Annotated in this window: 26 protein-coding genes and 2 pseudogenes; 18 read left to right on the top strand and 10 right to left on the bottom strand. The window is 65.1% G+C overall.

Features of this window, described 5'->3' with window-relative positions:
• Positions 1 to 38 precede the first annotated feature (38 nt).
• A complete protein-coding gene (locus GVY41_RS09430) occupies positions 39 to 1,397 on the top strand; it encodes a GntP family permease (protein WP_205600085.1) in 1,359 nt (452 codons plus the stop codon).
• Positions 1,398 to 1,420: 23 nt separating this feature from the next.
• On the opposite strand, the gene nhaC is transcribed toward GVY41_RS09430, so the two are convergent.
• The 6 genes from nhaC to GVY41_RS09395 form a co-directional block, all read right to left on the bottom strand.
• Positions 1,421 to 2,932, bottom strand: coding sequence for a Na+/H+ antiporter NhaC (gene nhaC / locus GVY41_RS09425; RefSeq protein WP_161345770.1), 1,512 nt, complete (start codon positions 2,930 to 2,932; stop codon positions 1,421 to 1,423).
• A 637-nt stretch (positions 2,933 to 3,569) separates the two neighbouring features.
• Complete coding sequence (locus GVY41_RS09415; RefSeq protein ID WP_161345768.1) at positions 3,570 to 4,400, bottom strand: HTD2 family dehydratase; 831 nt, start codon at positions 4,398 to 4,400, stop codon at positions 3,570 to 3,572.
• A gap of 91 nt (positions 4,401 to 4,491) precedes the next feature.
• Positions 4,492 to 5,628 (bottom strand): CaiB/BaiF CoA transferase family protein, encoded by a 1,137-nt coding sequence (locus tag GVY41_RS09410; RefSeq protein WP_161345766.1) that lies wholly within the window; start codon positions 5,626 to 5,628, stop codon positions 4,492 to 4,494.
• Positions 5,621 to 6,358, bottom strand: coding sequence for an NAD(P)H-dependent oxidoreductase (locus GVY41_RS09405; protein ID WP_161345764.1), 738 nt, complete (start codon positions 6,356 to 6,358; stop codon positions 5,621 to 5,623). Before GVY41_RS09405 ends, GVY41_RS09410 begins: the two co-directional genes overlap by 8 nt.
• A gap of 7 nt (positions 6,359 to 6,365) precedes the next feature.
• Complete coding sequence (locus GVY41_RS09400; RefSeq protein ID WP_161345762.1) at positions 6,366 to 7,526, bottom strand: acyl-CoA dehydrogenase family protein; 1,161 nt, start codon at positions 7,524 to 7,526, stop codon at positions 6,366 to 6,368.
• A gap of 136 nt (positions 7,527 to 7,662) precedes the next feature.
• The gene (locus GVY41_RS09395; protein ID WP_161345760.1) at positions 7,663 to 8,622 is read right to left on the bottom strand and encodes a LysR family transcriptional regulator; all 960 of its coding nucleotides are present in this window, start codon (positions 8,620 to 8,622) and stop codon (positions 7,663 to 7,665) included.
• Between the two features lie 101 nt (positions 8,623 to 8,723).
• Between GVY41_RS09395 and GVY41_RS09390 the strand changes: the two genes are divergently transcribed.
• The 14 genes from GVY41_RS09390 to GVY41_RS09325 all read left to right on the top strand — a co-directional run bounded on the left by GVY41_RS09390 (position 8,724) and on the right by GVY41_RS09325 (position 21,225).
• A complete protein-coding gene (locus GVY41_RS09390; protein WP_161656885.1) occupies positions 8,724 to 9,278 on the top strand; it encodes a thiamine pyrophosphate-binding protein in 555 nt (184 codons plus the stop codon).
• A gap of 5 nt (positions 9,279 to 9,283) precedes the next feature.
• On the top strand, positions 9,284 to 9,871 hold the full coding sequence (locus GVY41_RS09385) for a thiamine pyrophosphate-dependent enzyme (protein ID WP_161345758.1): 588 nt from the start codon (positions 9,284 to 9,286) through the stop codon (positions 9,869 to 9,871).
• Between the two features lie 52 nt (positions 9,872 to 9,923).
• Entirely contained in the window at positions 9,924 to 11,402 is a 1,479-nt protein-coding gene (locus GVY41_RS09380) for an aldehyde dehydrogenase (protein WP_161345756.1), read from the top strand.
• A 7-nt stretch (positions 11,403 to 11,409) separates the two neighbouring features.
• Complete coding sequence (locus tag GVY41_RS09375) at positions 11,410 to 12,585, top strand: NAD(P)/FAD-dependent oxidoreductase (RefSeq protein ID WP_161345754.1); 1,176 nt, start codon at positions 11,410 to 11,412, stop codon at positions 12,583 to 12,585.
• Between the two features lie 10 nt (positions 12,586 to 12,595).
• Positions 12,596 to 13,369 (top strand): SDR family NAD(P)-dependent oxidoreductase, encoded by a 774-nt coding sequence (locus GVY41_RS09370; RefSeq protein ID WP_161345752.1) that lies wholly within the window; start codon positions 12,596 to 12,598, stop codon positions 13,367 to 13,369.
• Positions 13,370 to 13,373: 4 nt separating this feature from the next.
• On the top strand, positions 13,374 to 13,817 hold the full coding sequence (locus GVY41_RS09365) for a VOC family protein (protein ID WP_161345750.1): 444 nt from the start codon (positions 13,374 to 13,376) through the stop codon (positions 13,815 to 13,817).
• Between the two features lie 15 nt (positions 13,818 to 13,832).
• Positions 13,833 to 14,591, top strand: coding sequence for a LamB/YcsF family protein (locus GVY41_RS09360; RefSeq protein WP_161345748.1), 759 nt, complete (start codon positions 13,833 to 13,835; stop codon positions 14,589 to 14,591).
• A gap of 49 nt (positions 14,592 to 14,640) precedes the next feature.
• Positions 14,641 to 15,348, top strand: coding sequence for a 5-oxoprolinase subunit B family protein (locus GVY41_RS09355; RefSeq protein ID WP_268234502.1), 708 nt, complete (start codon positions 14,641 to 14,643; stop codon positions 15,346 to 15,348).
• Positions 15,345 to 16,355, top strand: coding sequence for a 5-oxoprolinase subunit C family protein (locus tag GVY41_RS09350; protein WP_161345746.1), 1,011 nt, complete (start codon positions 15,345 to 15,347; stop codon positions 16,353 to 16,355). Before GVY41_RS09355 ends, GVY41_RS09350 begins: the two co-directional genes overlap by 4 nt.
• Before the next feature lie 483 nt (positions 16,356 to 16,838).
• On the top strand, positions 16,839 to 17,936 hold the full coding sequence (locus tag GVY41_RS09345) for an ABC transporter substrate-binding protein (RefSeq protein ID WP_161345744.1): 1,098 nt from the start codon (positions 16,839 to 16,841) through the stop codon (positions 17,934 to 17,936).
• Between the two features lie 57 nt (positions 17,937 to 17,993).
• The gene (locus GVY41_RS09340) at positions 17,994 to 18,887 is read left to right on the top strand and encodes a branched-chain amino acid ABC transporter permease (protein ID WP_161345742.1); all 894 of its coding nucleotides are present in this window, start codon (positions 17,994 to 17,996) and stop codon (positions 18,885 to 18,887) included.
• A complete protein-coding gene (locus GVY41_RS09335) occupies positions 18,880 to 19,770 on the top strand; it encodes a branched-chain amino acid ABC transporter permease (RefSeq protein WP_161345740.1) in 891 nt (296 codons plus the stop codon). Before GVY41_RS09340 ends, GVY41_RS09335 begins: the two co-directional genes overlap by 8 nt.
• The gene (locus tag GVY41_RS09330) at positions 19,745 to 20,509 is read left to right on the top strand and encodes an ABC transporter ATP-binding protein (RefSeq protein ID WP_202456097.1); all 765 of its coding nucleotides are present in this window, start codon (positions 19,745 to 19,747) and stop codon (positions 20,507 to 20,509) included. The genes GVY41_RS09335 and GVY41_RS09330 overlap by 26 nt, the downstream gene beginning before the upstream one ends.
• Positions 20,506 to 21,225, top strand: coding sequence for an ABC transporter ATP-binding protein (locus GVY41_RS09325; RefSeq protein WP_161345738.1), 720 nt, complete (start codon positions 20,506 to 20,508; stop codon positions 21,223 to 21,225). The genes GVY41_RS09330 and GVY41_RS09325 overlap by 4 nt, the downstream gene beginning before the upstream one ends.
• A gap of 95 nt (positions 21,226 to 21,320) precedes the next feature.
• On the opposite strand, the pseudogene GVY41_RS09320 reads toward GVY41_RS09325, so the two are convergent.
• Both GVY41_RS09320 and GVY41_RS09315 read right to left on the bottom strand, forming a co-directional pair.
• Positions 21,321 to 21,584: pseudogene (locus GVY41_RS09320) on the bottom strand (transposase domain-containing protein); the annotation flags it as partial.
• Positions 21,585 to 21,706: 122 nt separating this feature from the next.
• The gene (locus GVY41_RS09315) at positions 21,707 to 22,918 is read right to left on the bottom strand and encodes an MFS transporter (RefSeq protein WP_161345736.1); all 1,212 of its coding nucleotides are present in this window, start codon (positions 22,916 to 22,918) and stop codon (positions 21,707 to 21,709) included.
• A gap of 104 nt (positions 22,919 to 23,022) precedes the next feature.
• Here GVY41_RS09315 and GVY41_RS09310 point away from each other — a divergent pair, with 104 nt between their 5' ends.
• Positions 23,023 to 23,622 carry a TetR/AcrR family transcriptional regulator gene (locus GVY41_RS09310; RefSeq protein ID WP_161345734.1) on the top strand — a complete coding sequence of 200 codons (600 nt, stop codon included), beginning with the start codon at positions 23,023 to 23,025 and terminating at the stop codon, positions 23,620 to 23,622.
• 157 nt (positions 23,623 to 23,779) lie between these two features.
• On the opposite strand, the pseudogene GVY41_RS09305 reads toward GVY41_RS09310, so the two are convergent.
• Together GVY41_RS09305 and GVY41_RS09300 are read right to left on the bottom strand one after the other, a co-directional pair.
• Positions 23,780 to 23,938 (bottom strand): annotated as a pseudogene (locus GVY41_RS09305) (transposase); the annotation flags it as partial.
• Between the two features lie 59 nt (positions 23,939 to 23,997).
• Positions 23,998 to 24,480, bottom strand: coding sequence for an Lrp/AsnC family transcriptional regulator (locus GVY41_RS09300; RefSeq protein ID WP_161345732.1), 483 nt, complete (start codon positions 24,478 to 24,480; stop codon positions 23,998 to 24,000).
• Between the two features lie 111 nt (positions 24,481 to 24,591).
• On the opposite strand from GVY41_RS09300, the gene GVY41_RS09295 reads away from it, so the two are divergent.
• Both GVY41_RS09295 and GVY41_RS09290 read left to right on the top strand, forming a co-directional pair.
• The gene (locus GVY41_RS09295) at positions 24,592 to 24,837 is read left to right on the top strand and encodes an ACT domain-containing protein (protein WP_161345730.1); all 246 of its coding nucleotides are present in this window, start codon (positions 24,592 to 24,594) and stop codon (positions 24,835 to 24,837) included.
• Between the two features lie 2 nt (positions 24,838 to 24,839).
• The gene (locus tag GVY41_RS09290; protein WP_161345728.1) at positions 24,840 to 26,081 is read left to right on the top strand and encodes a thiamine pyrophosphate-dependent enzyme; all 1,242 of its coding nucleotides are present in this window, start codon (positions 24,840 to 24,842) and stop codon (positions 26,079 to 26,081) included.
• Position 26,082 lies beyond the last annotated feature (1 nt).

Below are 26,082 nucleotides of genomic sequence, written 5' to 3'. Positions count from 1 at the left end.
CCAGATCGACTATGCTGCGACGCAGCAAGGAGGGCGCCGTGACCGTATTCCTGATCCTGTTCGCCCTGGTACTGCTGATGGCTGGGGCCTGGCGCGGCGCCTCGGTGCTGGTGCTGGCGCCGGTGCTGGCCCTGCTTGCGGCGCTGGCCTCGGGCGCGCCGGTGCTTGCCGGCTATACGCAGGTCTTCATGCAGGCAGCGGGCAGCTTCGTGATCGCCTTCTTTCCGCTGTTCCTGCTGGGGGCGCTGTTCGGCAAGGTGATGGAGGCATCGGGGGCTGCCGCCCGTCTGGCCGCTGCGATCGCCGCGGCGCTTGGCCCGCGGAACGCGATTCTGGCAGTGGTGCTGGCCTGCGCGGTGCTGACCTATGGCGGCGTGTCGCTGTTCGTGGTGGCCTTCGCCGCATGGCCCCTGGCGCGGGCCCTGTTTGCCCAGACCGGGCTGCCAGCGCGGCTGATCCCCGCGACCATCGCGCTTGGCGCCTTCACCTTCACCATGACCGCCTTGCCGGGCACCCCGTCTATCCAGAACGCGATCCCGATGGTCACCTTCGGCACCACCCCCTTCGCCGCGCCCGGCCTGGGGCTGATCGCCGGCGCGGTGATGCTGGGGCTGGGGGTGGCGTGGCTGCAGATGCGCACGCGCAGGCTGGCGGGGGATGCGCCGCCAGAGGCGCCCGAGACCCCGCCACGCGACCAGCCGATGCCGCTGTGGGTGGCGCTGGTGCCGATCCTGTCGGTCGCGGTGGTCACGCTGGCGATGGGCAGCGTGGTGCTGCCCGCGCTGGATACCGCCTATCTTGCGCTTCCGGCCTATGGCGAGACCGATCTGCCCCGGGTCAAGGGGCTGTGGTCGGTCATCACCGCGCTTGCCGTGGCGCTGGTGCTGGCGCTGATCCTCAGCCGCCCGCCGGAGGTGATGCAGGTCCTGAACGAGGGCGCCGAGTCCTCGCTGCTGCCCCTGTTCAACACCGCCAGCCTTGTGGGCTTTGGCGCGGTGATCGCAGGCCTGCCCGGTTTCGAGGTGCTGCGTGCCAGTCTCGAGGGGCTCTCGGGCGGCAATGCCCTGATCTCGGCGGCGCTGTCCTCGGGCGCGCTGGCGGGCATCACCGGGTCAGCCTCGGGCGGGATGTCCATCGCGCTGGATGTGCTGGGGTCATCGCTGATGGCGCAGGCCGCGGTGCAGGGGATCGACCCGTCGCTGCTGCACCGGGTGGTCACCGTTGCCACCGGGGGCCTCGATACCTTGCCCCATAACGGCGCGGTCATCACCCTTCTGAGCATCTGCGGCATGACCCATCGACAGGCCTATGGCGACATCTTCGTCGTGGCGGTGCTGGTGCCGACGATTGCCTGTATCCTGATCATCGGGCTGGGGATGGCGTTCGGAAGCTTCTGAGGCTCGCCCGCCTTGATGCCGGGTCAGCCGGCTTCGGTATCCGCGAGCGCGTGATCCTTCAGGTCCAGCACATCCTCGTCGGTCTTTTCCCAGTTCGCGCGCTCCGCGTCCGTGGCGCGGGGTGAGAAGAGGCCGGTGACGGCGTAGAAGATGCCGATCAGCGGCGCTGTCCAGCAGGCAAAAGCCAGCGGGATGTAGAGCAGGTTCTGCAACTCTCCCGACATGATCCCGAGGCCAAGGGCCGAAATGACGAAGGCGCCGCCGGCGTTCCACGGGATCAGCGGGCTCATCAACGTGCCGCCCTCTTCCACCGCGCGGCTGAGGTTCAGCGTCGAATAGCCCATGCCCCGGTACAGCGGCGCATACATCCGCCCCGGCAGTGCGATGGAGATATAGGGATCGCCCGCCACCATGTTGGTGGCAAAGGCCGTGCCGATGGCAGAGCTTTGCACGGCGGCGAAGCTTTTCACCCGGCCGATGATTGCCTGGATGATGGCTTCAAGACACCCCGTCCGCTCCAGCGCGCCGCCGAAGCCAAGCGCGATCAGCATCAAGGAAATGGTCCACATCATCGACTGGATGCCGCCGGCGTTCAGCAGGCTGTCGATATCGGCGACGCCGGTTTCGATGGCAAAGCCCGACTGCGCATAGGCGAAGACGTCATGCAGCCCCTCGCCCTGCAGGAAGATCGCGATCAGACCGCCGGCCAGCACCCCCGCAAACAGCGACGGCAGCGGCGGCTTGCGCATCAGCGCCAGCACGATGACGATCACTGCCGGCAGCAGCGGCACCCAGCCAAGCGCGAATTGCTGGTCGAGCCGGTCGGTGATCTGGCTGATCGCCCCCAGCGAGGTCTCGGTCGGCTCGATCAGCGCATAGCCCGCGATCAGGTAGATCGTCAGCGCGATCAGCATCGCCGGAATCGTCGTCGGCAGCATGTTCTTGATGTGGTCGAAGACCGTGACGCCGGTGACTGCGGGGGCAAGGTTGGTGGTGTCCGACAACGGCGAGATCTTGTCGCCGAAGAACGCACCCGACACGACCGCGCCCGCCGTCCAGTAGGGCGGGATGCCGAAGCCCGCGCCGATGCCCATCAGCGCGAGGCCGATGGTGCCGACCGTGCCCCAGCTTGTGCCAAGCGACAGCGAGACGACCGCGCAAAGGATCATCGCCGCGGCAAGGAAGATCGAGGGGTTCAGCAGGACCAGTCCGTAGTAGATCAACGTCGGCACCGTGCCCGAGGCGATCCAGACGCCGATGATCATGCCGACCACGATCAGCACTGCCAGCGATGGCATTGACACGTGAATGACGTGGAAGATGCCCTCGCGGATATCCATCCAGGTCATGCCGCGCAGGACGCCGAGCAGGCTGGTGATGGCGAGCCCGCAGATCAGGGGAATGTGGGGCGTGAAGTCGCCGTAGTAGAACAGCTGCAGCGCCAGAAGGCCGAGGGTGAGGACGACAGGAAGCAGCGCGAGGGGCAGCGATGGCAGGCTGCGCGGTCCGGTTTGGTCGGTTGCGTCCGTCGCCATCATGCACTCCAATCCCGCTTTGCCAATGCAAGGGGAACCGTGGCGTTACCCGATTGGTTCCGAGGCTGTGCGAAAGCGGTATCGACCGGGCATCGTGCAGGCTCGGCCAAGATCGCCGTGTCTTGCGCGCTGAGGCCCGAGCTTGCTGCGCAGGGCGTGTGATTGGCGGGGGCACCCCGGTTCGGCTTAGTCTGGCCCGTCCGTATCCGCACCCGGTGTGCCCTAGCTTCCAGCCGACCGGGCATCTTCAAAGCGGGCAGGTTTGATAAAAAATGTAAACCGAGGGCGATTTTCGGGGGCGAAGATCAATGGGTTACGGGGCGTTTGCATTCTGGAGACGGGAAACGACAGCTTGCGCTTCAAGGCCAGTTCAGTTTCAGCAATACGGAAAAAGAAGGAGAAAGCGATATCTTGACCTCACCCTGTCCCGAAAAACCATACTCAGAGTTGGGTCACTTATCGATGGAAAACCGGGTCGGTTCTGGGTGGAAACCAACATTGACGTCATCAAGAGTGAGTCAGAGCGCAGCTTTGCGTGCCGATTGACAGCAACATTTCGGGCGAGGCAATACGCCGCTGCCGACAACCAACTTGTCCGGCGGGACTGAACGGAAGACCGCGGCGAGGGTTCGAAACCCTACCATGTGGCGGTCGCCGTCATCGCGGTCACTTGGACTTTGGTGACGGTGGCAAGCTCCAGCGCGGCGCCTGCTTTCCAGGCGCGAACGCTCAGCGTTTGTGGCCCACAGGCCGGGCTGAGCCCGCGAAACGCGAACCGGCGGGGCAGTCCGCCCCCCCACGTCGCGGCAAGGTTCAGCAGCAGCGTCGCCTGCAACGGACCGTGGATCACCAGCCCCGGGTAGTGCTCGACCTCGCGGGCGTAGGGCGTGTCATAATGGATGCGGTGGCCGTTGAAGGTCAGGGCCGAATACCGGAACAGCAGCACCGGATCCACGGCCACGCCCCATTCCAGATCCGAGCCGCCGTGGATCTCTGCCGGCGCCGGCGGCGCAGATGCGCTGGCTGCGGCGCGGTAGACGAGGTCCTGCCGCTCACGAAGGGCGAGGCCGCGTTCGGTCACAAGGTCGTGCCGCACGGTCACGAAGCAGAGCGTTCCGCTGCGACCGGTCTTGGTCTGCACATCCGCGATCCGCGAGGTGCGGGTCACGTTGTCGCCTTCGCGCAGCGGGTCCAGGAACTCCACCTCGCCCCCCGCCCACATCCGCCGCGGCAGGGACACCGGAGGCAGAAAGTCGCCCTTCGCCGGATGGCCGTCGGGCCCCAGCCCCGAAGCGGCGATCGCGGGCGGGGCAAGGCACCAGTGAACTCCCGCAGGGGCCGCGCCAAAATCGGCCAGATGCGGGGCAAGGGTGGCGCGGAACCTGTCCAGCAGGCGCGGCGTCACCGCTTCCGGCGCCGCCTGCTCGGTGCGGCCGATCCAGTCGGACAGATGGGTTTCAACGCTCATGGCAAGGCTCGCAGGTTGGGATGCAGAGGGATCGCGCCATGGAACCACGCCCTGGCAGGACGTTCCACCCGGCGCTGCGCCAGGGCGGAAACTAAGTCGGCTTGTGCGATGGCCCGAACTCGGCCCGGAGGGAGGCCGTATCCGCCCCGGTGCCGGGCACAGGGCCGGGGCGAAAGCCGGGCCCGCGTCCGGCGGGGCGGGGAATGCTGACCTGCTGCCCGTCCGCAAGGGTGATATCCATGCGGCGCAGCGCGGGGTGCGCGCCAAGATCGCGCACGTCGGTATAGCGCCCCCAGGCCACGCCCGCTGCATCCAGCAGCGTGATGACCTCGCCCGTCGTCAGCTGCGCAAATACGGGGTCAAGCTCGCGGTCCAGGGCGGCACGGTTCGCGACCCGCGCAGCGTTGGACACGAAATCGGGGTGCGCGGCCAGGTCCGGGCGGTGCAAGACGATGTCGCAAAGCCGCTTCCATTCGCCATTGGTCTGCGCGGCGATGATCACGGCGCCGTCCTTGCAGGCGAAGGGGCGGTAGGGATAGATCGACGCGTGCGAGAGCCCGTAGCGGCCCGTCTCGCGGCCACCATGTTCGTAGTGCAGCAACGGCACTGCCATCCAGTCGGCCACGCCGTCGAACATCGCAATCTCTATCTGCTTGCCGCGTCCCGTCATGCCGCGCTCGATCAGCGCCTCAAGAATTGCGGCGTGGGCGTTCATTCCGGTCGCGATATCGGCGGCCGAGACACCGATCTTGCTGGGAGTTTCCGGGGTTCCGGTCACGGCGCAAAGCCCGCTTTCCGCCTGTACCAGCATGTCATAGGCCCGCATCCGGGCATAGGCCGTGTCCTGCCCATAGCCGTTGATCGACACGGCGATCAGCCGGGGAAAGCGGCCGGCGATCACGTCCGGGGCCAGGCCCATACGCGCCAGGGCGCCGGGGATGAGGTTCTGGACCAGCACGTCGGCCCGCTTCAGCATCGCAAACAGCACAGCAAGGTCCGCGTCGGCCTTCAGGTCCAGAACCGCGCTTTGCTTGCCCCGGTTCAGCCAGGCGAAATAGGCCGAGGTGCCCTTCACCACCGCATCATAGTGGCGCGCGGTTTCGCCGCCCGCACGCTCTATCTTGATGACGCGGGCGCCGGCATCGGCCAGCCGGACGGTGCATAGCGGGGCCGCGACCGCCTGCTCGATCGCGACCACCAGCAGACCTGAAAGCGCGCCTTCAGACATTGCGCTGCTGCCCCGAGCGGGCCAGAACGCCGGGTTTCAGCCGCTCGTTCGGGCCGTAATCCTCGGCGGAATGGAAGAACAGGTGCGGGGTCGTCTCGATGGATTCCAATCGTTGGCGATAGCCCTCAAGCTGCAGTGCCCGGCCTGCCTCATCTTCGCGCGCCGGCATGTAGGCCACATAGGGCGGCAGCACGTCAAACCCGGTGTAGCGTAGCAGTCCGTTGTGGACCGGCCACAGCAGGGTCAGGATGTCGCCGTCGATCCCGTCCGGCGCGTAGGTATCGGCCGAGGTGCCTGTCGTCGTGGCAAGCATCGCCAGCTTGCCCTTGAACATGCCGGTGTCGTATTTGCGCCCCGGTCGGTAGGCGTAGCCACGGGCAAACACGCGGTCGACCCACCCCTTGAGGATCGCAGGCATGCCGAACCACCAGACCGGGAACTGGAAGATCACCATGTCCGCGCGGGTCAGCCTGTCCTGTTCGGCAGCGATATCGGCGGCGATGGTGCCGCTTTCCATGGCGATGGTCTGTTCCCGCGCAAGGCTGAAGCGGTCAGGATCGGCCCGCACGGCAGTGTCGGACGGGCCGGCCACCGCGTTCCATCCCATCGTGTAAAGATCTGCCACCGTGACCGAATGGCCCTGCGCGGTCAGGGTCTGGACCGCCAGGTCCTTCATTGCGCCGTTGAACGATGTCGGCTCGGGATGGGCATAGACGATCAGGATGTTCATGGCGACCTCAGTACGAGCGGGGCAAGCCAAGCACATGCTCGGCCAGATAGGACAGGATCAGGTTCGTGGAGATCGGCGCGACCTGATACAGCCGGGTTTCGCGGAACTTGCGTTCCACATCGTACTCCTCGGCAAACCCGAAACCGCCAAAGGTCTGGATGGCCACGTTGGCCGCCTCGAAACTGGCATCGGCGGCAAGCATCTTGGCCATGTTCGCCTCTGCGCCGGGATTGGCGCCCGCTTCGTATAGCGCCAGCGCCTCGCGCACCATCAACTCTGCGGCGCGCATGTTGGCATAGGCCCGGGCGATGGGAAACTGGACGCCCTGGTTCTGGCCGATTGGGCGGCCAAAGACGTTCCGGTCTTTCGCATAGGCGACGGCCTTGTCGATGAACCACTTCGCATCGCCCACGCATTCCGCGGCGATCAAGATTCGCTCGGCGTTCATGCCCGACAGGATGTAGCGGAAGCCCCTCCCCTCCTCGCCGATGATGTTGCCGGCCGGCACGCGCAGGCCATCGAAGAAAACCTCGGTCGTGGCATGGTTCATCATGGTGCGGATGGGCCGGATTGTCAGCCCGTTGCCGACCGCGTCGCGCATGTCGACCAGCAGTACGGAAAGGCCGTCGGTCTTTTTCATGCCCGCGGTCAGCGGCGTGGTGCGTGCCAGCAGCAGCATCAGGTCCGAATGTTGGGCGCGGCTGGTCCAGATCTTCTGCCCGTTGACGACGTAGAACTCTCCATCGCGGCGCGCGGTCGTGCGCAGCGCGCCGGTATCGGTGCCGCTTGTCGGTTCCGTCACGCCAAAGGCCTGCAGGCGCAACTCGCCGCTGGCTATCCTTGGCAGGTATTGCTGCTTTTGCTCGGTAGAGCCGTGTCGCAACAGCGTGCCCATCGTATACATCTGGGCATGGCAGGCACCGCCATTGCAGCCCGCGCGCTGCATTTCCTCCAGCACGGCGGCCGCGGCCGACAGCGGCAGGCCAGAGCCGCCGTATTCCTCGGGTATCAGCACCGATAGCCAGCCCGCTTCAGTCAGTGTGTCGACGAACGCCTTGGGATAGGCCATGTCCCGGTCAAGCCTGCGCCAGTACTCGCCCGGGAATGCCGCGCAGAGCCTCGCCACCGCCTCGCGGATCTCGGGGTATGTCTCGATGGCCTGGCTCATCCCGGTCGCTCCCACATGCACTCCAGGCACTGATAGCGGAAGTGCCGGGATATCGACAACGACAAGTCAGATAGATCAGCTATGCCGCGATTGTATCGGTATGGCGATGCAAGCCGCCCTGCGGCGGGGACCGCCCCTAGGGCCACCGCCGGCCGCGCGGCTCGGGGGGCGGGTCGGGGATGCGGCCGGCCCAGATGCCCTGATCCACCATTCTGGCCACGTTCGTTGCGATGATCTGGCCCGCAAAGCGCGCCAGCCGAGGCGTCGGGCGATCCGTCGGGTAGGAGAGGACCAGCCGCCGCATCGGCACAGGGTTGATCAGCGGCGCGGCGCAAAGCCGCCCCTCGGCCAGATCGCGGTGGATCGGGGCCAGCGGCAGGACGGTCACCCCATGTCCGCTGCGCACCAACGCTTTGAGCGTGGAATAGCTGTCCGCCTCGACCTTGACGTTCAGCACTATGTCGCGCTCAGCAGCGCAGCGTTCGAGAATGGCGCGCAATCCGTGGCCGCTGCTTGGCAGCAGCAGGCGCTGGTTTTCCAGCTCCTCGAAATCGACGGGCGTGTCCGGGGTGAAGCCCGACTCGCGCGGACCGATCAAGAACAGCGTTTCTTCCAGCAAGGGGTTGATGCGCAGGGTGCGTGCCGATTTCGGGTCATACAGAATTGCGGCATCAACCTCGTTGCGGTGCAACCAGTCCGTCAGATAGCCGGAATAGGCGCTGACGATGCGCAGGGTCGCTTCGGGGTGGGTGGTCTGAAATGCCGACACCAGCGGCTCTGCCAGGATGTCGGACGCGGTTGGCGGCATCCCGATGGACACGTGGCCGCGCAGGGGCGCATCCTCATCCGAGACCGTGGCGCGGATCTCTTCCAGCTCGCCCATCACGCGCAGCGCGTGGCGCAGCACGTCCTGCCCCTGATCGGTCATGATCATGCCCCGCCCGTGCCTGTCGAACAGCCGCACACCCAGTTCCTCTTCCAAAAGGCGGATCTGCCGGCTCAGCGCGGGCTGCGCGGTATGGAGCCTGTCGGCTGCCTTCGACAGGCTGCCAAGCTCGGCGACGTGGATCAGGGTGCGCAGTTGTGAAAGCTCCATCGCTATACAATACCGCTATACCTGATCAACAAAAAGGGTCGATGTGGGAGGCATCCGGCAAAGCTATACCAAGGGAAACCAGCCGTGCCGGGAGACGCGCAATGACTGTCGCTGAAGTGATGTCCGCGGGGACGACGCCCCGTGATCTGGCCACGGACTGGCCGCTCGAACTCTATGACCTGCTGAAGGCTGCCGGTATTCGCCAGGTATCGTATGTGCCGGATGCGGGCCACTCGACCCTTATCCGCCTGTTTAGCGAAGACAGGGACGTGACCACCAATGTCCTGACCACCGAGGAGGAAGGCATCGCCATCGCAACGGGCGCCTGGCTGGGCGGCGAACGGTCGGTGGTGCTGATGCAATCCTCGGGCGTCGGCAACTGCATCAACATGCTGTCGCTGCCGGTGCAAACCCGCACCCCCATGTTTATGCTGGTGACGATGCGCGGCGAATGGGCCGAATTCAACCCGTGGCAGGTTCCGATGGGGCAGGCCACCGAAGCCGCGCTGCGGGCGATCGGCGTGACAGTGATGCGCGCGGAAACGGGTGAGGATCTGGTCGAGGTGGTGGCGCAGGCGGCGGGGATGGCTTTCGAGGCCGATCAGCAGATCGCGGTCCTGATCGGCCAACGCCTGCTTGGCAAGAAGAAGTGGTGATCGGAATGACGCAACATCAGATGGATCGCCGCGCGGCGGTGAACAAGTTGCTGGCGGCGCGGGACGGCGCGCTGGTCGTGACCGGGCTTGGATCGCCCAGCTACGACGTTCATGCCGCGGGCGACGAGGACAGCAACTTTTATCTGTGGGGTGCAATGGGCGGCGCGGCGCTGACCGGTCTTGGGCTGGCGCAGGCGCAGCGCGACACGCGGGTGATGGTCATCACCGGCGACGGCGAGCAGCTTATGGCCTTTGGCGCATTGGCGACCATTGCCGTTGCCGCGCCCAAGAACCTCGATATCATCGTACTGGACAACCAGCATTTTGGTGAGACGGGGATGCAGCCCAGCCATACCGGGCGGGGCATCTGCCTTGCCAGGGTCGCCGCCGCCACCGGGTTTGCGGACTCTGCGGAACTGCGCAGCCTTGAAGAGGTGGATGCGCTGGTGGACCGCTTGCGCATGCCTGCCGCCGGGCCGCGCTTGTTCGTGCTGAAGATCAAGGCCGAAAACCTGCCAAGGTCGCTGCCGCCGCGGGATGCGGTGTTCGTCAAGAACCGCTTCCGCGCCCATCTTGGCTTGGCGCCCTGCTGACTGCGCTCCATGCATCCGACCAAGCGGCGGGACCCGCCAGCAATGAGGCAACATGACCCTGCATCAATTCCAGAACACCGTGGGCGGCCTGGTTCAGCGGGCGGGCAGCACGTTTGAAAGCTTCGATCCCTTCACCGGCAAGCCATGGGCGCTGATCCCGCTGGACGGCCCGGCCGAAGTGGATGCCGCCGTCGCCGCAGCCAAGGCGGCCTTCCGGTCCGCCGACTGGGCTGGCCTGACCGCCAGCGCGCGCGGCAGATTGCTTGTGCGGGTGGCGGACCTCATCTTCGAAAATGCGGATCGTCTTGCCAGGCTGGAAACACGCGACAATGGCAAGCTGCTGGCGGAGATGACCGCGCAGTTGCGCTACATTCCCGAATGGTTCCGATATTTTGGCGGGCTTGTCGACAAGATCGAAGGTGCGGTCCTGCCGATCGACAAGGCGGGGATGTTCGCTTTTACCCGCCGCGAGCCCATCGGCGTGATCGCGGCCATCGTGCCCTGGAACTCGCCCCTGATGCTGCTGACATGGAAGCTTGCGCCCTTGCTTGCGGCGGGCAACACGGTCGTCATCAAGCCGTCCGAGCATGCCTCGGCCTCGGCGCTGGAATTCGTCAAGCTGTTCGCGCAGGCCGGGTTCCCGCCGGGCGTGCTCAATACCGTGACCGGCATGGCGGCGGATGTGGGCGTGCCACTGGTCAACCACCCCGACGTGGCCAAGATCGCCTTCACCGGCGGCGAGCCGGGGGGCATAGCCGTCTATCGGGCCGCCGCGGAAGGCCTGAAGACGGTCACGCTGGAACTGGGCGGAAAATCCGCGAACATCGTCTTTGCCGATGCGAATATCGACAATGCGGTGAACGGCGCAATATCGGGCATCTTCGCCGCGTCGGGCCAGACCTGCATCGCCGGCTCGCGGCTTCTGGTGCAGCGTTCGGTGCATGACCGGGTGGTCGAGGGCGTCGTGCGGCTGGCACGCACGGCGCGCCTTGGCAATCCGGCCGAGCCCACCACGCAGGTTGGACCGATCACCACGCAGGCACAGCGCGCGAAGATCCTGTCCTATCTGGACATCGCCCGCAGCGAGGGCGCCGAGGCGGTTCTGGGCGGCAAGGCCCCCGATGCCGAGGGGCTTGGGCATGGCTGGTTCGTCGAGCCGACGATCTTTACCGGCGTGGACAACCAGATGCGCATCGCCCGCGAAGAGGTGTTCGGCCCGGTGCTGTCCGTCATCCCCTTCGATGACGAGGACGAAGCTTACGCCATCGCCAATGACAGCCCCTATGGCCTGGCAGCGGGGCTCTGGACCGCCGACATTGGCCGCGCCTTTCGGGGCAGCGCGGCATTGGAGGCGGGAACGGTCTGGGTGAATTCCTATCGCACGGTCAGCTACATGGCGCCCTTCGGCGGCTACAAACGCAGCGGGGTCGGCCGTGAAAGCGGGCAAGAGGCAATCGACGCCTACCTGCAGACCAAGACGGTCTGGATCGACACGGCGGGGCAGGTCGCCAACCCCTTCGTCCTGCGCTGAGGCCGGCATGGCCAACAACGCAATGGCACGGGTGGTCATCGTCGGCGGCGCGATCATGGGCAGCTTTGCTGCGTGGTTCCTGCGCCGCGAAGGCTTTGCGGGCGACATCACCGTGGTCGAGAAGGACCCGACGTATCAGCGTTGCTCGACCACGCTGTCCGCCGCGTCGATCCGCACCCAATTCGGCACACCGGTCAACATCCAGATGAGCCTTTACGGGGTCGACTTCCTTCGGGGCATCAAGCAGACCTTCGGGCCCACTGCCGATATCGGCTATGTCGAGCGGGGCTATCTGATCCTTGGCGGGCCCGATACCGTGACCGCCCGCCGCGCCGCCGTGGAAATGCAGCGCGCCGGGGGTGCCGATATCGTGGCCCTGACCCCGGACCAGATTGCGGCGCGCTTTCCCTACCTTTCGGTAGAGGATGTGGGCATCGGCACCTTTGGCGAAACGGGCGAAGGCTGGTTCGATGCCTGGTCGCTGATGTCGCTGGTGCGGGGCGCGGCCAAGGATCTGGGCGTGCGTTATGTTTCGGCCGAGGTCGCTGCCTTCGATCTGGCCGGCGGCAAGGTGCAGGCAGTGCGGCTGGCGGGTGGTGACAGCCTGCCTTGCGACTGGTGCGTGATGGCGGCGGGCGCCGCTTCGGGCGCACTCACGTCCGCGCTTGGCCAGCCGCTTCCGGTAACGCCGCGCAAGCGGACCGTCTTCTCCTTTCGTGCCCCGCTCAAGGCGCCCGGGTTTCCGATGCTGTTCGACACCTCGGGCATCTGGACGCGCCCCGAAGGCGAAGGCTTCATCGGCGGCATCCAGCCCCCGGCAGATCAGGACCCGGACGCGACCGGCGATTTCGAGCCGCATCACCATCTTATGGAAGACGTGTTCTGGCACGCGCTTGCAGCCCGTGTTCCGGCGATGGAGCATTTGAGGCTGGAGCGGTCGTGGGCCGGGCATTACGAAATCAACGAGCTTGACCACAACGGCATCGTCGGGCCCCATGATGAAATCGCCAACCTGGTGTTTTTGACGGGGTTCTCGGGACATGGCGTGATGCATGCCCCGGCCGCGGGGCGGGGCGTTGCGGAATTCATCGTGCAGGGTCGGTTCACCAGCCTCGACCTGTCACCCTTGGGCTATCATCGGATCCGTTCGGGCACGCCGATGCCCGAAAGCATCGTCTATTGAGGAGACTGACATGAGGTTCACAGGCAAGGTCGCCGTCATCACCGGAGGTGCTCAGGGTATCGGCCGGTCCACCGCCGAACGCTTCCTGGCCGAGGGAGCGAAGGTCGTCATCGCCGATATCGACGAAAGTCGCCTGACTGCCACCGCAAAGGAGATCGGAACGCCGGACACTGTGCTTGCCATCCGAACAGATGTGGCAAAGAAGGCCGATGTCGATGCGATGATCGCTGCCGCTGTCGCGCGCTTCGGCCGCATCGACATCTTGCTGAACAACGCCGGGATCTGCCCGGTAGCGGATTTCCTGGACTTCACGGAAGAGCAATATGACCAGACGCTTGCGGTGAACCTGCGGGGTGCATTCTTCGGCACGCAAGGCGCCGGCCGCCAGATGATCGCGCAAGGCGGGGGCGGCGTGATCATCAACATGTCGTCGATCAACTCGGGCCTCGCGAACCCGGTTTGCGCGCCCTACGCCATTTCCAAGGGTGGCATGAACCAGGTCACCACGACCGCCGCCGTCGCCTTCGCGCCCCACGGCATCCGCGTCTGCGGTGTCGGGCCGGGCACCATTGCGACAGAGATCATCAAGGGCGCCTTCACCGAGCGCGCCGGCATGAACGCCATCTTGTCGCGCACCCCCATAGGCAGGCTTGGCGAGCCCGAGGAGATTGCTGCAGTGGTTGCCTTCCTTGCCAGCGACGACGCCTCGTACATCACGGGCGAGACGATCTATCCCGACGGCGGCCGCCGGATCCTGAACTATACCGTTCCCGTCAAGGAATGATCCGATGAACCCGGTTTTCGACAAACTTCACCATATCTGCATCGTCGTGCACGACATCGACAAGACGCAGGCCTATTACGACTCCATCGGGATCGGCCCGTGGATCGCCTATCCACCGCTTGTTGAGTATGCGGACCTCGAGGTGCCAAACCGCGAGGGGTTTCTTGCGATGCGATACCGCATTTGCAACATGCCCAACGTCCAGCTGCAGCTTTGCCAGCCCGATCATAACCCCAGTCCGCAGCGCATCCATCTGGACAGCAAGGGCGAAGGCGTCTTTCATATCGGGTTCGAGGTGCCGGAGGCAGATGCCGCCGAAGCCGCAGCCGGAATCCCGGTGATGATGAAGGGCCGGCGCGGAAATCGCACGGGCTTCAGCTATTATGACACGGCCGAGGGTGGCGGGGTCGTGCTGCTGACGCGGGCGACCAACACTCCGGGCACCTGACCATGGGATGGCGGCATGAAGATCGACCTGAACTCTGACCTCGGCGAAAGCTTCGGCCCCTGGACCATGGGCGACGATGCCGCGATGCTGGATGTCGTGACTTCGGCCAATATCGCGTGCGGCGGTCATGCCAGCGATCCCGAGACCATGTTCCTGACACTGACGCAGGCGGCAGACCGCGGCGTCGTCATCGGTGCGCATCCGGGCTATGCGGACCGCGAAGGCTTTGGCCGCCGGGTGATCCCGATGCAGCCGGCAGAGATCGGGCGCATGGTCGCGGCGCAGGTCGGCAGCCTTCAGGGCCTGGCTGCGCTGGCGCGCACCAAGGTGCGCTATGTCAAGCCGCATGGCGCGCTTGGCAATCTGGCCGCGGATGATCGCACCGTGGCGGATGCGATCGTGGCGGCGGTGTCGGCCCTGCCCGGCCATCTGGCGGTGCTGGCGATTTCCGGGACAGAACTGGAGCTGTCGGCGCGGGCGGCCGGGGTCGAGGTCTGGTCGGAGATTTTCGCCGACCGGGCCTATCTGTCGAACGGGCGGCTGGTGCCCCGGTCACGTGACGGCGCCGTGCTTCATGATGCGCATCTTGCGGCAGAGCGGCTGGTCCGCTTTCTTGAAACGGGGCATATGCCGGTGATCGACGGCGGCACGATCAAACTGGCGGCGCAATCGGTCTGCGTGCATGGCGATACGGCTGGCGCCACAGACATGGCGCGCGCCATCCGTGCGCGGCTGAAGGGCGCAGGGATCACCGTCGCGCCCTTCCTTGGCTGACGGGAGACAGGCCGTTGGCACAGGATTATCAGGCGGCCGGAGACATCACGTGACGGGAAATCCCCTCCCCGCTCGCCTGTTTCCCGCCTTCAGTCCGGTGGCGGAGCACAGCTTGCTTGTCGAGTTCGGCGAGAGCATCGATCACGGCATCCACCTCCGCGTCCTTCAGCTTGACAAGGCGATGGCAGCGTCGCCGTTCGCGGGCTTTGTGGAGGCTGTCCCCGCCTATGCCGGGATCCTGATCCGCTTCGACCCGCTGGCCTGCGACCATCAGACGGCGGAACGCCACATAAGCCGGTTGATCGCGCAGGAGATGCCGGTCGAGGCTGCCGTTCCGGTCCTGCGCGTGGTCCAGGTCTGCTACGATGGCGATCTTTCGCCCGATCTGGTCGCCGTCGCCACGGCCGCGGGTCTGACACCGGAAGAGGTGATCGCGGCGCATCTGGCGGGGCAATACGACGTTTTCATGTATGGCTTCGCGCCTGGCTACGCCTATCTTGCCGGTGTGCCAGAGCCGATCCGCATGCCGCGGAAACCGGCAGCGGTGCGCGGGGTTCCGGCGGGCAGCGTGTTGATCGCGGGGCCGCAATGCCTCGTTTCGACCATCACCATGCCGACCGGGTGGTGGATCATCGGCCGCTCGCCGACCGCTATCTTGACGGGCCAGGTGGACCGGCCATTCCTGTTTGACGTGGGCGACAGGGTTCGCTTCGAGCGCATCAGCCGCGCCGAGTATGATGCGGGACCCGAGAGATGACACAGGCCATCCTTTCCGTCAGCTTTGCGGGGCCCCATGTTTCGGTGCAGGATGGCGGGCGGCCGGGCCTGATGCGCTATGGCGTTCCGGGCTCGGGTCCGCTGGATCGCAGGTCCTTCAGCGCCGCGAACATCGCGCTTGGAAACCGGGCCGATGCGCCGGGGATAGAGGTTTCGTTGGGCGGCCTGGTCCTCGAATGTCTTTCAGGCGAGGTCGGTTATGCCGTGGCGGGGGGCGGCTTCATCCTCGATCATGCCGGCGTGCGGCGCGGGTCGTGGACAGTCGCGACGCTGCGCGCGGGCGAGAAGCTGGCGATCCGTCCCGGCCCCTGGGGAAGCTGGTGCTATCTGGCGTTTGCCGGCACGCTTCAGGTTCCACGTTGGCTTGGCAGCGCTTCGACTCACGCCATGTCGGGCTTTGGGGGTGGCCGGCTTGGCGCGGGGCAACGGCTGCACATCACGGGCGCCGAGCGGCGCGAAGAGCGCGAGGGGGACATTCCCTGCCCGGTGACGGCCCGGCCGCGCAACGAGCTGCGGGTGACGATGGGCCCGCAGCAGCGCTTCTTCGCCGCAGAAGAGATTGCCGCCTTCAACTCGGGCCCGTGGCGGATGACCGGCGCCTGGGACCGGATGGGTGTGCGGCTTGCGGGGCCGATGATCGCGCCCAACGCCGCGCTTGACATGCCGTCGGAGCCGATCGTGCGGGGCTCGGTTCAGGTGGCAGGCGACGGCGTCGCCACGGTGCTGCTGGCCGATCACCAGACCACCGGCGGCTACCCGAAGATCGCGACCGTGCTCGATTGTGACCTGGACGCCTTTGTCCAGCTCCGGCCGCGCGACAGGGTGGTGTTTCGCGCCGTCACCGCCGTCGAAGCCATCGGCATCGCGCGCACCGCGGCAATGGGCGCTGCCGCCTATCGCCAGGGCCTGGAAAAGGCGCGAGCCACGCTGGAACAGCGGCTGCTGTCGGAGAACCTGATCGGGGGCGTGATCGACGCGGCCGGATAGGGCTCCCTGCAGACGGGCGATCGACGCACGGGACCGCAATGGACAGGATGACATCAGGACATGGCGATCGTGACGCAACCGGCCGGACCTTTGTTCCTGCCGGGACTGCTGTGCGACAGCGAATTGTGGGCCCGTCAGCAGGAGGCATGACCGATGCCTTTCCGGGTTGCGGGCATCTGCCGACTGCGGCCGAGAGATACAATATGGCTATATCGCTTATCGCAGGATTATAGTTTTTCGAACGCGCAATCTGCGAAAGACTAACTCCGATACCAATGCGGCCAAGCCGTGGACGCAACACAGCGGATGATCGCTGGACCCTGGTCCGCGCGGTCCTCTGCACAGTCAGGTGCTTTCGCTTCCAGAAAGCCAGTCAAGCCCTGCAGGCCCGTGCCTTCAGGCGACCCTCGCCTTGCCCGGCGCGGGGTGGCGGCGGCTTGCCTGGCGCCGACCTTACCAAAACGACTGCCAACAGGGAAAACCATGAAAAAAATGATACGCGTTCTTGCCGCCACCTCCGTTCTGGCGACGGCTCTTCCGGCGCAGGCCGATGTCGTGATCGGGGCTGTGCTGCCGCTTTCGGGGGTCAATGCCAATGGCGGCGAAGATCAGCGCCGCGGCATCGAGCTTGCGGTCGCACAGATCAACGAGGCCGGCGGCGTTCTGGGTGAGCCGCTGAAGGTCATCTACGAGGATTCCGGCAACGTGCCGCAGCGTGCCATCGATGCCGCGCGCAAGCTTGTGTCCGTCGATGGCGTGGCGCTGGTGATCGGCGAATATTCGTCGGGCATCACCATTCCGCTGGGACAGTATCTTGTGGCCGAAGGCGTGCCACACCTGAACCCCGCCTCCACCTCGGGCCTGGTCCGCGGCATCGGTGCGACATCCTTCTCGATGGTCGGGCTGGATAACGTGTCGACCGAATTCGCGGCGAAGGATGTGCTCGACCGCGGCTGGAAACGCGTTGCGGTTCTGGCGATGAACAACGCCTTCGGCCAAGGCGTTGCCAATGAATTCGGCGCCCACTTCGCCCAGTTGGGCGGCGAGGTTACGACGACCATCATGTATACGTCGGGGCAGACGACCTATCGCCGCGAATTGCAGCAGGCGGAATCGACCGAGCCCGATGCCTATGTCTTTACCGCCTATGGTGCCGATGGCGGGCTGATGATGCAGGAGGCCTATGAGCTGGGGCTGCAAGAGGATCCCTGGTATTCGATACTGATCACCATGCACAACGCGGATACACCCGCAGAATTCAAGACCGGGCTGATCGGAATGGATGTCGATTATACCGCCGACGATACGAGCTATAAGGCAGCTTATGAGGAGGCATATGGCCAATCGTTCCAATCGGCATGGAGCGGGTATGCCCATGACACCACGCTTTTCGCCGCGGAGACAATCGAACGTGCAGGCTCCACGGATCGCCCGGCCGTTCTGTCCGCGATTGCCGAGCTTGGCGCCGAGGGATTCACCGGCGTCACCGGCGAGATCAAGCTGGATGCCGACGGTCAGCGCATGTGGCAGCCCTACCAGAAGCTGAAGGTCGAAGGCGACGCGCTTGTAAGTCACGAATAGGACCCACTGGCCGGGTAGCGCGCTTCGCGCTCCCGGCCCTTCAGCCTTGGCAGCCAGATGGTTCAATTTATCTTCGACACGCTCTTCCGGGCGGCGGATCTTGCGCTGATCGCGGTCGCGCTGAGCGCCGTCTATTCGCTGATCCGGTTCCCGAACGTCGCGCTGGTGCAATATGCCGTCGTCGGGGCCTTTGTCGGCATGGCGCTGCAACAGCAAGGTGTGCCGATCGTGCCGGCGGTGCTGCTTGCCAGCCTGCTCGTCGGCGGGATTGCGCAGGTGTTCAATGCGGTGATCTTTCAGCGGCTGCTTCGGCTTGACCCTGCGATTGCCCTGATCGGCTCGCTTGCGCTCAGCATGGTGCTGTCGGCCGGTTTCCTGCTGGGCTTTGGTCCGGCGGCACAACGGTTTTCGGTGCAGGTCGCCCCCGCCACGAGGGTCTTTGGCGTGCGGGTGACGGAAATGCAGGTGTTGACCGGGGGCTTGACCGTCGCGATTTTGATTGCCTTCGCGCTTCTGTTGTTCCGGACGCCGCTGGGGCGCGAGATGCGGGCCGTTTCCACAAACCCGGTGCTTGCTGCCGCAACGGGAGTGAACACCGCACGGGTCACCGGGCTGGTGGTATTCCTGTCCGGTGTGATCGCGGCGCTTGGCGGGGCCATGCTGGCGCTGCGCGGGTCGGTCAGCATCGACATGGGCACCAACATGTTGCTTCCGGTGTTTGCGGCCGCGATCCTTGGCGGGCTTGGCAATGCCTTTGGCGCGGTGTTCGGCGCGATCGTCATCGCCGCGGCCGAAACGCTGATCACCAACCTCAACTTCGGGCCGATCGTCGGGCAGGACCATGTGTTCCTTCCAGCGAGCTATGCCCCGGCCGCGTCTTTCGCACTGCTGGTCGCCGTCTTGCTGTTCCGTCCACGAGGGATTTTCGTCAGCGAGGTGACACGTGTCTGACTTCCTTATCCACGTCATCTCCGTCTCTTGCATCTATGGCATTCTCGCGTTGAGCCTGAACCTGCAGGCGGGCTTCACCGGACTGATGAATTTCGGCCTGATCGCCATGTTTGGCTGCGGCGTCTATGGGGCCGGCCTCGTGCATCGGTTCGGCCTTCCCGTTGCGCTTGGGCCTGCGCTTGCATTGATCCTTGCCGTGCTCATGGGCCTGTTCCTGGCGCGGCTGGGGCGCAGGCTGTCAACCGATTACTGGGGCATCGCCACGCTTTCGATTGCCGAGATCGCGCGGATCTTCGCCACCAACCTCGAGCCCCTGACGGGCGGGGCGCAAGGCATCTCGGGCCTGCCGCTGCTGTTCTCGGGGCTGCGCCCCTGGGACGGCGCGGCGCGGCTGGCGCTGTTCGCGGTGATCCTGGGCGTGGCCTGGCTGATCTGCGAACGGCTGGTGCGGTCGAATTTCGGGCTTGGGATGAAGCTGATCCGCGAAGAACCGCAGCTCGCCCGTGCGCTTGGCTATGATATCGACCGCATCCGGTCCACCGTGATGGTGATCGCCTCTGTCATCGCGGCGGTGGCGGGGGTGCTTTACGCCCATTACCTAAGCTTCGTCGGCCCGGAACTGTTGCTGGCACCAGAGACATTCCTGATCTGGGCAATGGTGATCATCGGCGGCATCGCAAACAACCGCGGCGTGATCGCCGGGGCCTTCGCCATGCAGTTCATGATGGCCTATGTGCCCTTCGTGAAAGACTACTTCGCCCTGCCGTCGGATTTTGTGGCCGCGGCGCGGCTGATGCTGTCCGGGGGCGTGATCCTTGGGTTCCTTCTCCTGCGTCCGCAGGGAATCTTCCCCGAACGTGTCGGAGGCCGCCATGACCACTGAACTGCTGGCGGTGCGGGGGCTTGCCAAGGCCTTCGGGCTCTCGAACGTACTGGAAGACGTTTCCTTCTCGGTCATGCCGGGTGAAATCGTCGGACTTCTGGGGCCCAACGGTTCGGGCAAGAGCACCGCGCTGAACGTGATCTCAGGGTTCCTGCCGCGCAGTGCCGGCACGATAACGTTCGCCGGGCGCGATATTTCCGACGCGCCCGTGCATGCCATCACCGATCTGGGGCTGGTGCGGACCTTCCAGCTTCCCTCCATGCCGCACCGGATGACGGTGCGCGAGGTGCTCAAGGCCGGCAAGCGCGACGACGGAGGGCGCTTCGCGCCCGTTGCCTACGGGCCCGAAATCGATGTGCTGCTGCAAGAGTTCAGGCTTGCGCATGTGGCGGGCCACGCGGCCAGCGCGCTGTCCGGCGGCCAGAAAAAGCTGCTATCGGTGGCGACGGCCCTGCGCGCCAACCCCAAACTGCTGTGTCTCGACGAGCCTACGGCAGGCGTCCATGTGTCGCTGCGATCCGACCTTGTCGGCGTGTTGCGCAACTATGTCGCGCAAGGGGGCGCCTGCCTCGTGGTGGAACATGACATGCTGTTCATCCGCGATCTGTGCACCCGCTGCATCGTACTCGACCGCGGCAACATCATTGCCGATTGCCTGCCGGGCGAATTGGAGAACAACCCGAGGGTTGTGGAAGCCTATCTTGGAAAGGCCATCGAAAAAGGGGGAATGGCGCAATGATCGAGGCGCAAGACCTGCGCGCCGGATACGGCGACGGCGCGGACATCCTCAACGGCATTTCGCTGACAGCGGGGCGAAAGGAACTGGTCACGATCCTTGGCCCGAACGGCTGTGGCAAATCCACCCTGCTGAAGACCATCGCCGGCTATCTCAAGCCACGGTCGGGCGGCGTGAAGATGCACGGAAAGGATGTCAGCACCGTGCCGATCCACGAAAAGGTGCGCCATCACCGCGTCGGGTATGTGCCCCAGACCGATAACGTCTTCCGGTCATTGACGGTGGCCGAGAACCTGCGCCTGGGGGCGCGCGGGCTTGACCGCGCAACCACTGCGCGCCGCTACGATGCCCTGATGGAACAATATCCGGTGCTTGCATCCAAGCAAGGCCGCAAGGCCTCGGCTTTGTCTGGTGGAGAACGGCAGATACTGTCGCTGGCCCGTGCGCTGATCGCGGAGCCCGAGATATTGCTGCTGGACGAACCCTCTGCCGGGCTTTCGCCGCTGATGCTGCACGAAGTCTTCGATGCCATCGCCGGGATCAGGGACAGTCAGGGCATGTGCATCGTGATGGTCGAGCAAAACGCCTTCGAGGCATTGGGCGTGGCCGACCGGGCCTATGTGCTGTCGCTCGGCCAGGTGGCGATCCACGCCCCGGCGCGCGACCTGCTGGCCGACCCTGCGATGCGCGCGCTTTATCTCGGTGGCCATGTAGCGTGAGGGTTCCGCCCGCTGCGCGCTCCACCGCGGCAGGGCGTGCCACTGAAGCGGAAATCGCCGCGCGGATTGCCGTAGAAGGGAGCAAGATGGGTTCCCCTGCTGCGGTGTTTGGGCAGCGACCCGCGATTGGCGGCACACGGCTCGGCCGGGCGCTTGGCAGCCCGGTCCTCGGCGTCTTCCTCGGCATGGAGCACTGCCGTGGCCGTTTCCAGATCTTCCAGCGCCAGCTCGAACTGGTCCGGATCGCCCTTCTCCGACCGGAGTCAGAACGCCGCCTGCTTGAAAGCCGTCACCAGCTTTCCCAGCCGCGCGATGCGCTCGTCCTTGCGCTGGTCAAGCGCCTCCGCGGCGATCAACATAGCCTTCGGGAACCGGAAACTCCGGCTCGGTTTGTGCCTGGGCAGACGTGGTTGTCAGGGCAGCTGCCAGCATCGTTGCGAATAGAAGTCGCTTCATCGTCTGAGGTCCCCGTGAATGAGTGTCAGGGTTGGGCGAGCCGCGTGCCTTGCGGGAAGCCAGTGGCGCGCGCGGTGAAGGCGATGCCGAGGCCGATCAGGGTCAGGATCAGGACGACTGGAGGGAAACTTGCTGGACCGACGCTTTCGAGAAGGATGCCGCCAAGAACGCTGCCGCCGGCGATGGCTCCGTTCCAGACGACGACATTCATCGACAGCGCGATATCCGCACCCTGTCCCGCAGCATCAGCCAGCGCCGTCTGGATTTGCGTCGCGGCTCCGCCGAAGGTAAGGCCCCAGATGGCCGTGGAGACGAGCAGCACGACCGGGTTCGTGCCAAAGAGGGTCAGGATCAGGGCGGTCAGCGCAAATGCCGATAACGCGGTCAGGACCGAGCTGCGCAGCGCGTGATCTATCAGTCGCCCGGTGATCCAGATCCCCAGCAACGCAGCCACGCCGAAGATGAGGAGAATGAGACCGACGCGATCGCCAAGGCCTGCCAGCGCGCTGTAAGGGGCGATGTAGGTGTAGAGGAGGTTGTGGGCGAGCATCCAGAACAGGACGACCGCCAGGACGGCGCGCACGCCGGGCATGGCTGCCACCGGGCCAAGGCGCATGGCCTTGCCGTTCTTCTGTCCGGGAAAGTCTGGCACCGCGATGAGGATCCACACGACCAGCCCGACCGAAAGGGCCGACATCACGCCGAAGCCCATGCGCCAGCCGATTGCGGTGCCGAGCCAGGTCCCAAGCGGAACACCGAACGCGAGGGCTATGGGCGTTCCGACCATTGCGAGTGCCATCGCGCGCCCTTGCTGATGCGGTGGGACCATGCGGCGCGCGTAGCCTGCCAACAGGCTCCAGGCCAATCCGGCCGCAGCCCCTGCGAAAAAGCGCGCGGTGATGGTCAGCCAATAGTCCTGCGATACGGCCGTCAACGTATTGAAGGCGATGAATGCGAATACCGTGATCAGGAGAACCAGCCGGCGCGGCCATGTTTGTGTTGCAATCGTCAGCGGGATTGCCGCGAGGAGAGATCCGATTGCATAGGCTGCGACGGACTGGCCTGCGTAGGCTTGCGAAACGCCGAGGCCGTCGGCCATCTGCGGCAGGAGGCCTGCAGGAAGCGTTTCGGTTGCGATGCAGATGAATCCTGTCATTGCGAGGGCGAGAAGGGCGGCAACGGGCAGCCTGTCTCGTTCGGTGGGAACGGAGTTCCCCCGGGGTGGGTAATCGGCCATGACGCTCCTCGATATATGTACCGTATGATACCGAAGTAGGACGGCCGTGGCCCGCTTGTCAATGACTTGTGCATCAAGTAGTGCAGAAGACAGGAGGCAGACCGATGGCACGCACGGGCAGACCACGCGAGTTCGATAAACAGGACGCAGTTCTGAAGGCGCTGACGCTGTTCTGGCGGCAGGGCTATGAGCCGACGTCGCTCAATCAGCTCAAGGAAGCGATGGGAGGGATATCCCCGACCAGCTTTTATGCAGCGTTCGGCTCCAAGGAGGGCTTGTTCCGGGAGGTGCTGACCCTCTACCGCTCCAGTCACGGGCGGGTCACCGACGTGCTGCGCGATGAAAGCCTTTCCCCTCGACAGGCTATCGAGACCTGTCTGCGGCAGTCGGCGCGAATGCAAACCGACCCCTCGCATCCTCCGGGCTGCCTCATCGTCCTTGGCGCCAGCAATTGCGGCCCTTCCAGCGGCGAGGTGGTTCGGGATCTACAGGAGGAGCGCCACAGGAACCGCGAGGCGATTGCCGCTCAGATCCGGCGCGCGATTGCAGAGGGAGAGCTCCCGAAGGACACGGACACCGGGGCACTGGTCGCGCTGTTCAACACCTTCCTCGTCGGCCTGTCGGCGGCGGCGCGCGATGGTGCGAGCCCGGAAGACCTCGAGAAAGCAATCGACCAGATCATGAAAACCTGGCCGCCGCGCTGATCTGCGGCGTCGTCTGCCTGAAGGGTCGATAGCTGCTGCCGGCTTTCTTGGTGAAGCGACCGAAGCTGGATGTCTCACGCCTGGTGCACGTCCGCGCCAGTCTCCAGCCCATCTTCGATGCTGTCGCCAGGGCCGTCTGGGAACATCGGCTGCGGCTGACCTGCTCCCAGAGTGCCGCCAGTGTCCAGCGCCGGAACTGGCAGTAGACGCTGGACCACTTGCCGAGCTTTTCCGGCAGGCCGCGCCAAGGCGACCCGGTGCGCGCGATCCGAAAATCCCGTCCAGAACGATGATTGGTGGGTTTGTGCGTTCCGGGCGCGGACGGCCAAGGGTGTCGTTATGCTACAGAACCCTGTGGTTGCCACGGAGCCGGTATCAGTCCAGCACCGGCACTCCGCCCTGCTTCAGGCATCGCAGGGCGAAGCTGGATCGTGAATGCCGGATTCCGGGTACCCGATACAATTTCTGGCGCAGGAACTCCTCATACCCCCGGGTCCCATTCACCGCGACCTTGATCAGATAGTCGTATTCGCCGGTGATCAGCCACACCTCGATCACCTCGGGCATCGCGGCCATCTGGCTGCCAAAGGTCTCCAGCACGGTATCGTCATGGCGGTCCAGCGTGACCTCGATCAGCACGGTTTCGGGCACCCCCAGTAACGCGCGGTCGAGGATCGCGGTATAGCCCTTGATGTAGCCCTCGCTCTCCAGCCGCCGGGTGCGCTGCCAGCACGGGCTTGGCGACAGGCCGATGCGTTCGGCGAGCTCTGTGTTGGTCAGGCGGCCGTCGCGAGTCAATTCGCGCAGGATGCGCCGGTCGATGGCGTCGATACTGCGATCCGCAGATGATTCCTTCATACGTGCCCTATTCAAAATATTGTTTCTGTTAGTCGCTCAAACGAAGCAATTACGAAAGGACATTTTGTGAGTTTCGAAATATTCCTTTCAAGGATGGAGACGGGGGAGCAGATGCATTTCGCGACATTTCGAACCGACGTGCCCTTGGGAATTCTGATGCGCGCGCTGACCGAGCTGGAGCGGGCTGGCTTTGGCCTGACCGGGGTCAGTCTGGTGGCACGGTCCGACGAGGCCGAGGTGCGGATCGACTATGTCGCGATCGGCACGGTCGCCCCCGAAACGTGGCTTGCTCGGCTGGAACGCATGCCGGGCATCCTCTGCGTGGCCGGCGGCAACTCGTCGGCGGAAAAGGACTGATCATGAAACCGGTGGAGCGCCCCTTGGAACTCTTCTTTGCCGAACCTGCGGTGCGGCCGGGGGCCGAGCCGGATTTCTCGGGGCTGGACCTGCCCGCCGCAGGCAGTCTGCGCCGCCCGCCGGTGGACAGTCCGGCCGAGGAAATGCGTGACATGGCCTTTGGCCTGATACGGCTGCTGGATGATGACGGGCAGGCGGTCGGCCCTTGGGCCGACACTCTGGACCTTGACGATGCTGCGCGCATGTCCGGGTTGCGTCACATGATGACCCTGCGCGCCTATGATGCCCGGATGCTTCTGGCGCAACGGCAGCAGAAGACCAGCTTCTACATGCAGCATCTGGGCGAGGAGGCGATTTCCTGTGCCTTTCACCTGGCACTGCGGTCGGGCGACATGAACTTTCCCACCTATAGGCAAGCCGGGTTGCTGATAGCCTCGGGTTACCCGATGGCCACGATGATGTGCCAGGTTTACGGAAATGACGGCGACCCGGTGCGCGGGCGGCAGCTGCCTGTGTTCTATTCGTCGAAGTCGCATGGGTTCTTTTCGATCTCGGGCAACCTTGGCACGCAATACGTGCAGGCGGTCGGCTGGGCGATGGGGTCCGCGCTGTCGGGCGATGACAAGATCGCGGCCGCCTGGATCGGAGACGGGTCGACCGCGGAAAGCGATTTCCACGCCGCGCTGGTGTTCGCCTCGGGCTACCGGGTGCCGGTGGTGCTGAACATTGTCAATAATCAGTGGGCGATTTCCACCTTTCAAGGATTGGCGCGGGGCGGGGCCGGGACGTTTGCTGCCCGGGGCCTCGGCTTCGGCATTCCGGCGTTGCGCGTGGATGGGAACGACTATCTTGCCGTAGTCGCCGCAGCCCGGTGGGCGAGCGAGCGGGCGCGGCGCAGCCTTGGCCCGACGCTGATAGAATACGTGACCTATCGCGTGGCCGGGCACTCCACATCGGACGATCCCTCCGCCTACCGGCCGTCGGGCGAAAGCGCCTGCTGGCCACTGGGCGATCCGTTGATGCGGCTGAAGCAACACTTGATCGCGCGCGGCCTCTGGTCGGAAGATCGACATGTCCAAGCCGAAGCCGAAATCATGGGCGAGGTGCAGGCGGCGCAGAAGGAGGCCGAGCAGATCGGGACGCTGCACTCCGGCCGCCGTCCCAGCCCGGCAGAGATGTTCAATGATGTCTATGCCGAGATGCCTCCGCATCTGCGGCGGCAACGACAGCTTGCGGGGTACTGAC

It is taken from the genome of Frigidibacter albus (assembly GCF_009908165.1).
GTDB classification, from domain to species: domain Bacteria; phylum Pseudomonadota; class Alphaproteobacteria; order Rhodobacterales; family Rhodobacteraceae; genus Frigidibacter; species Frigidibacter albus.
Note: the sequence above shows the minus strand (reverse complement) of the source record. Positions and strands in the feature narration are given on the sequence as shown.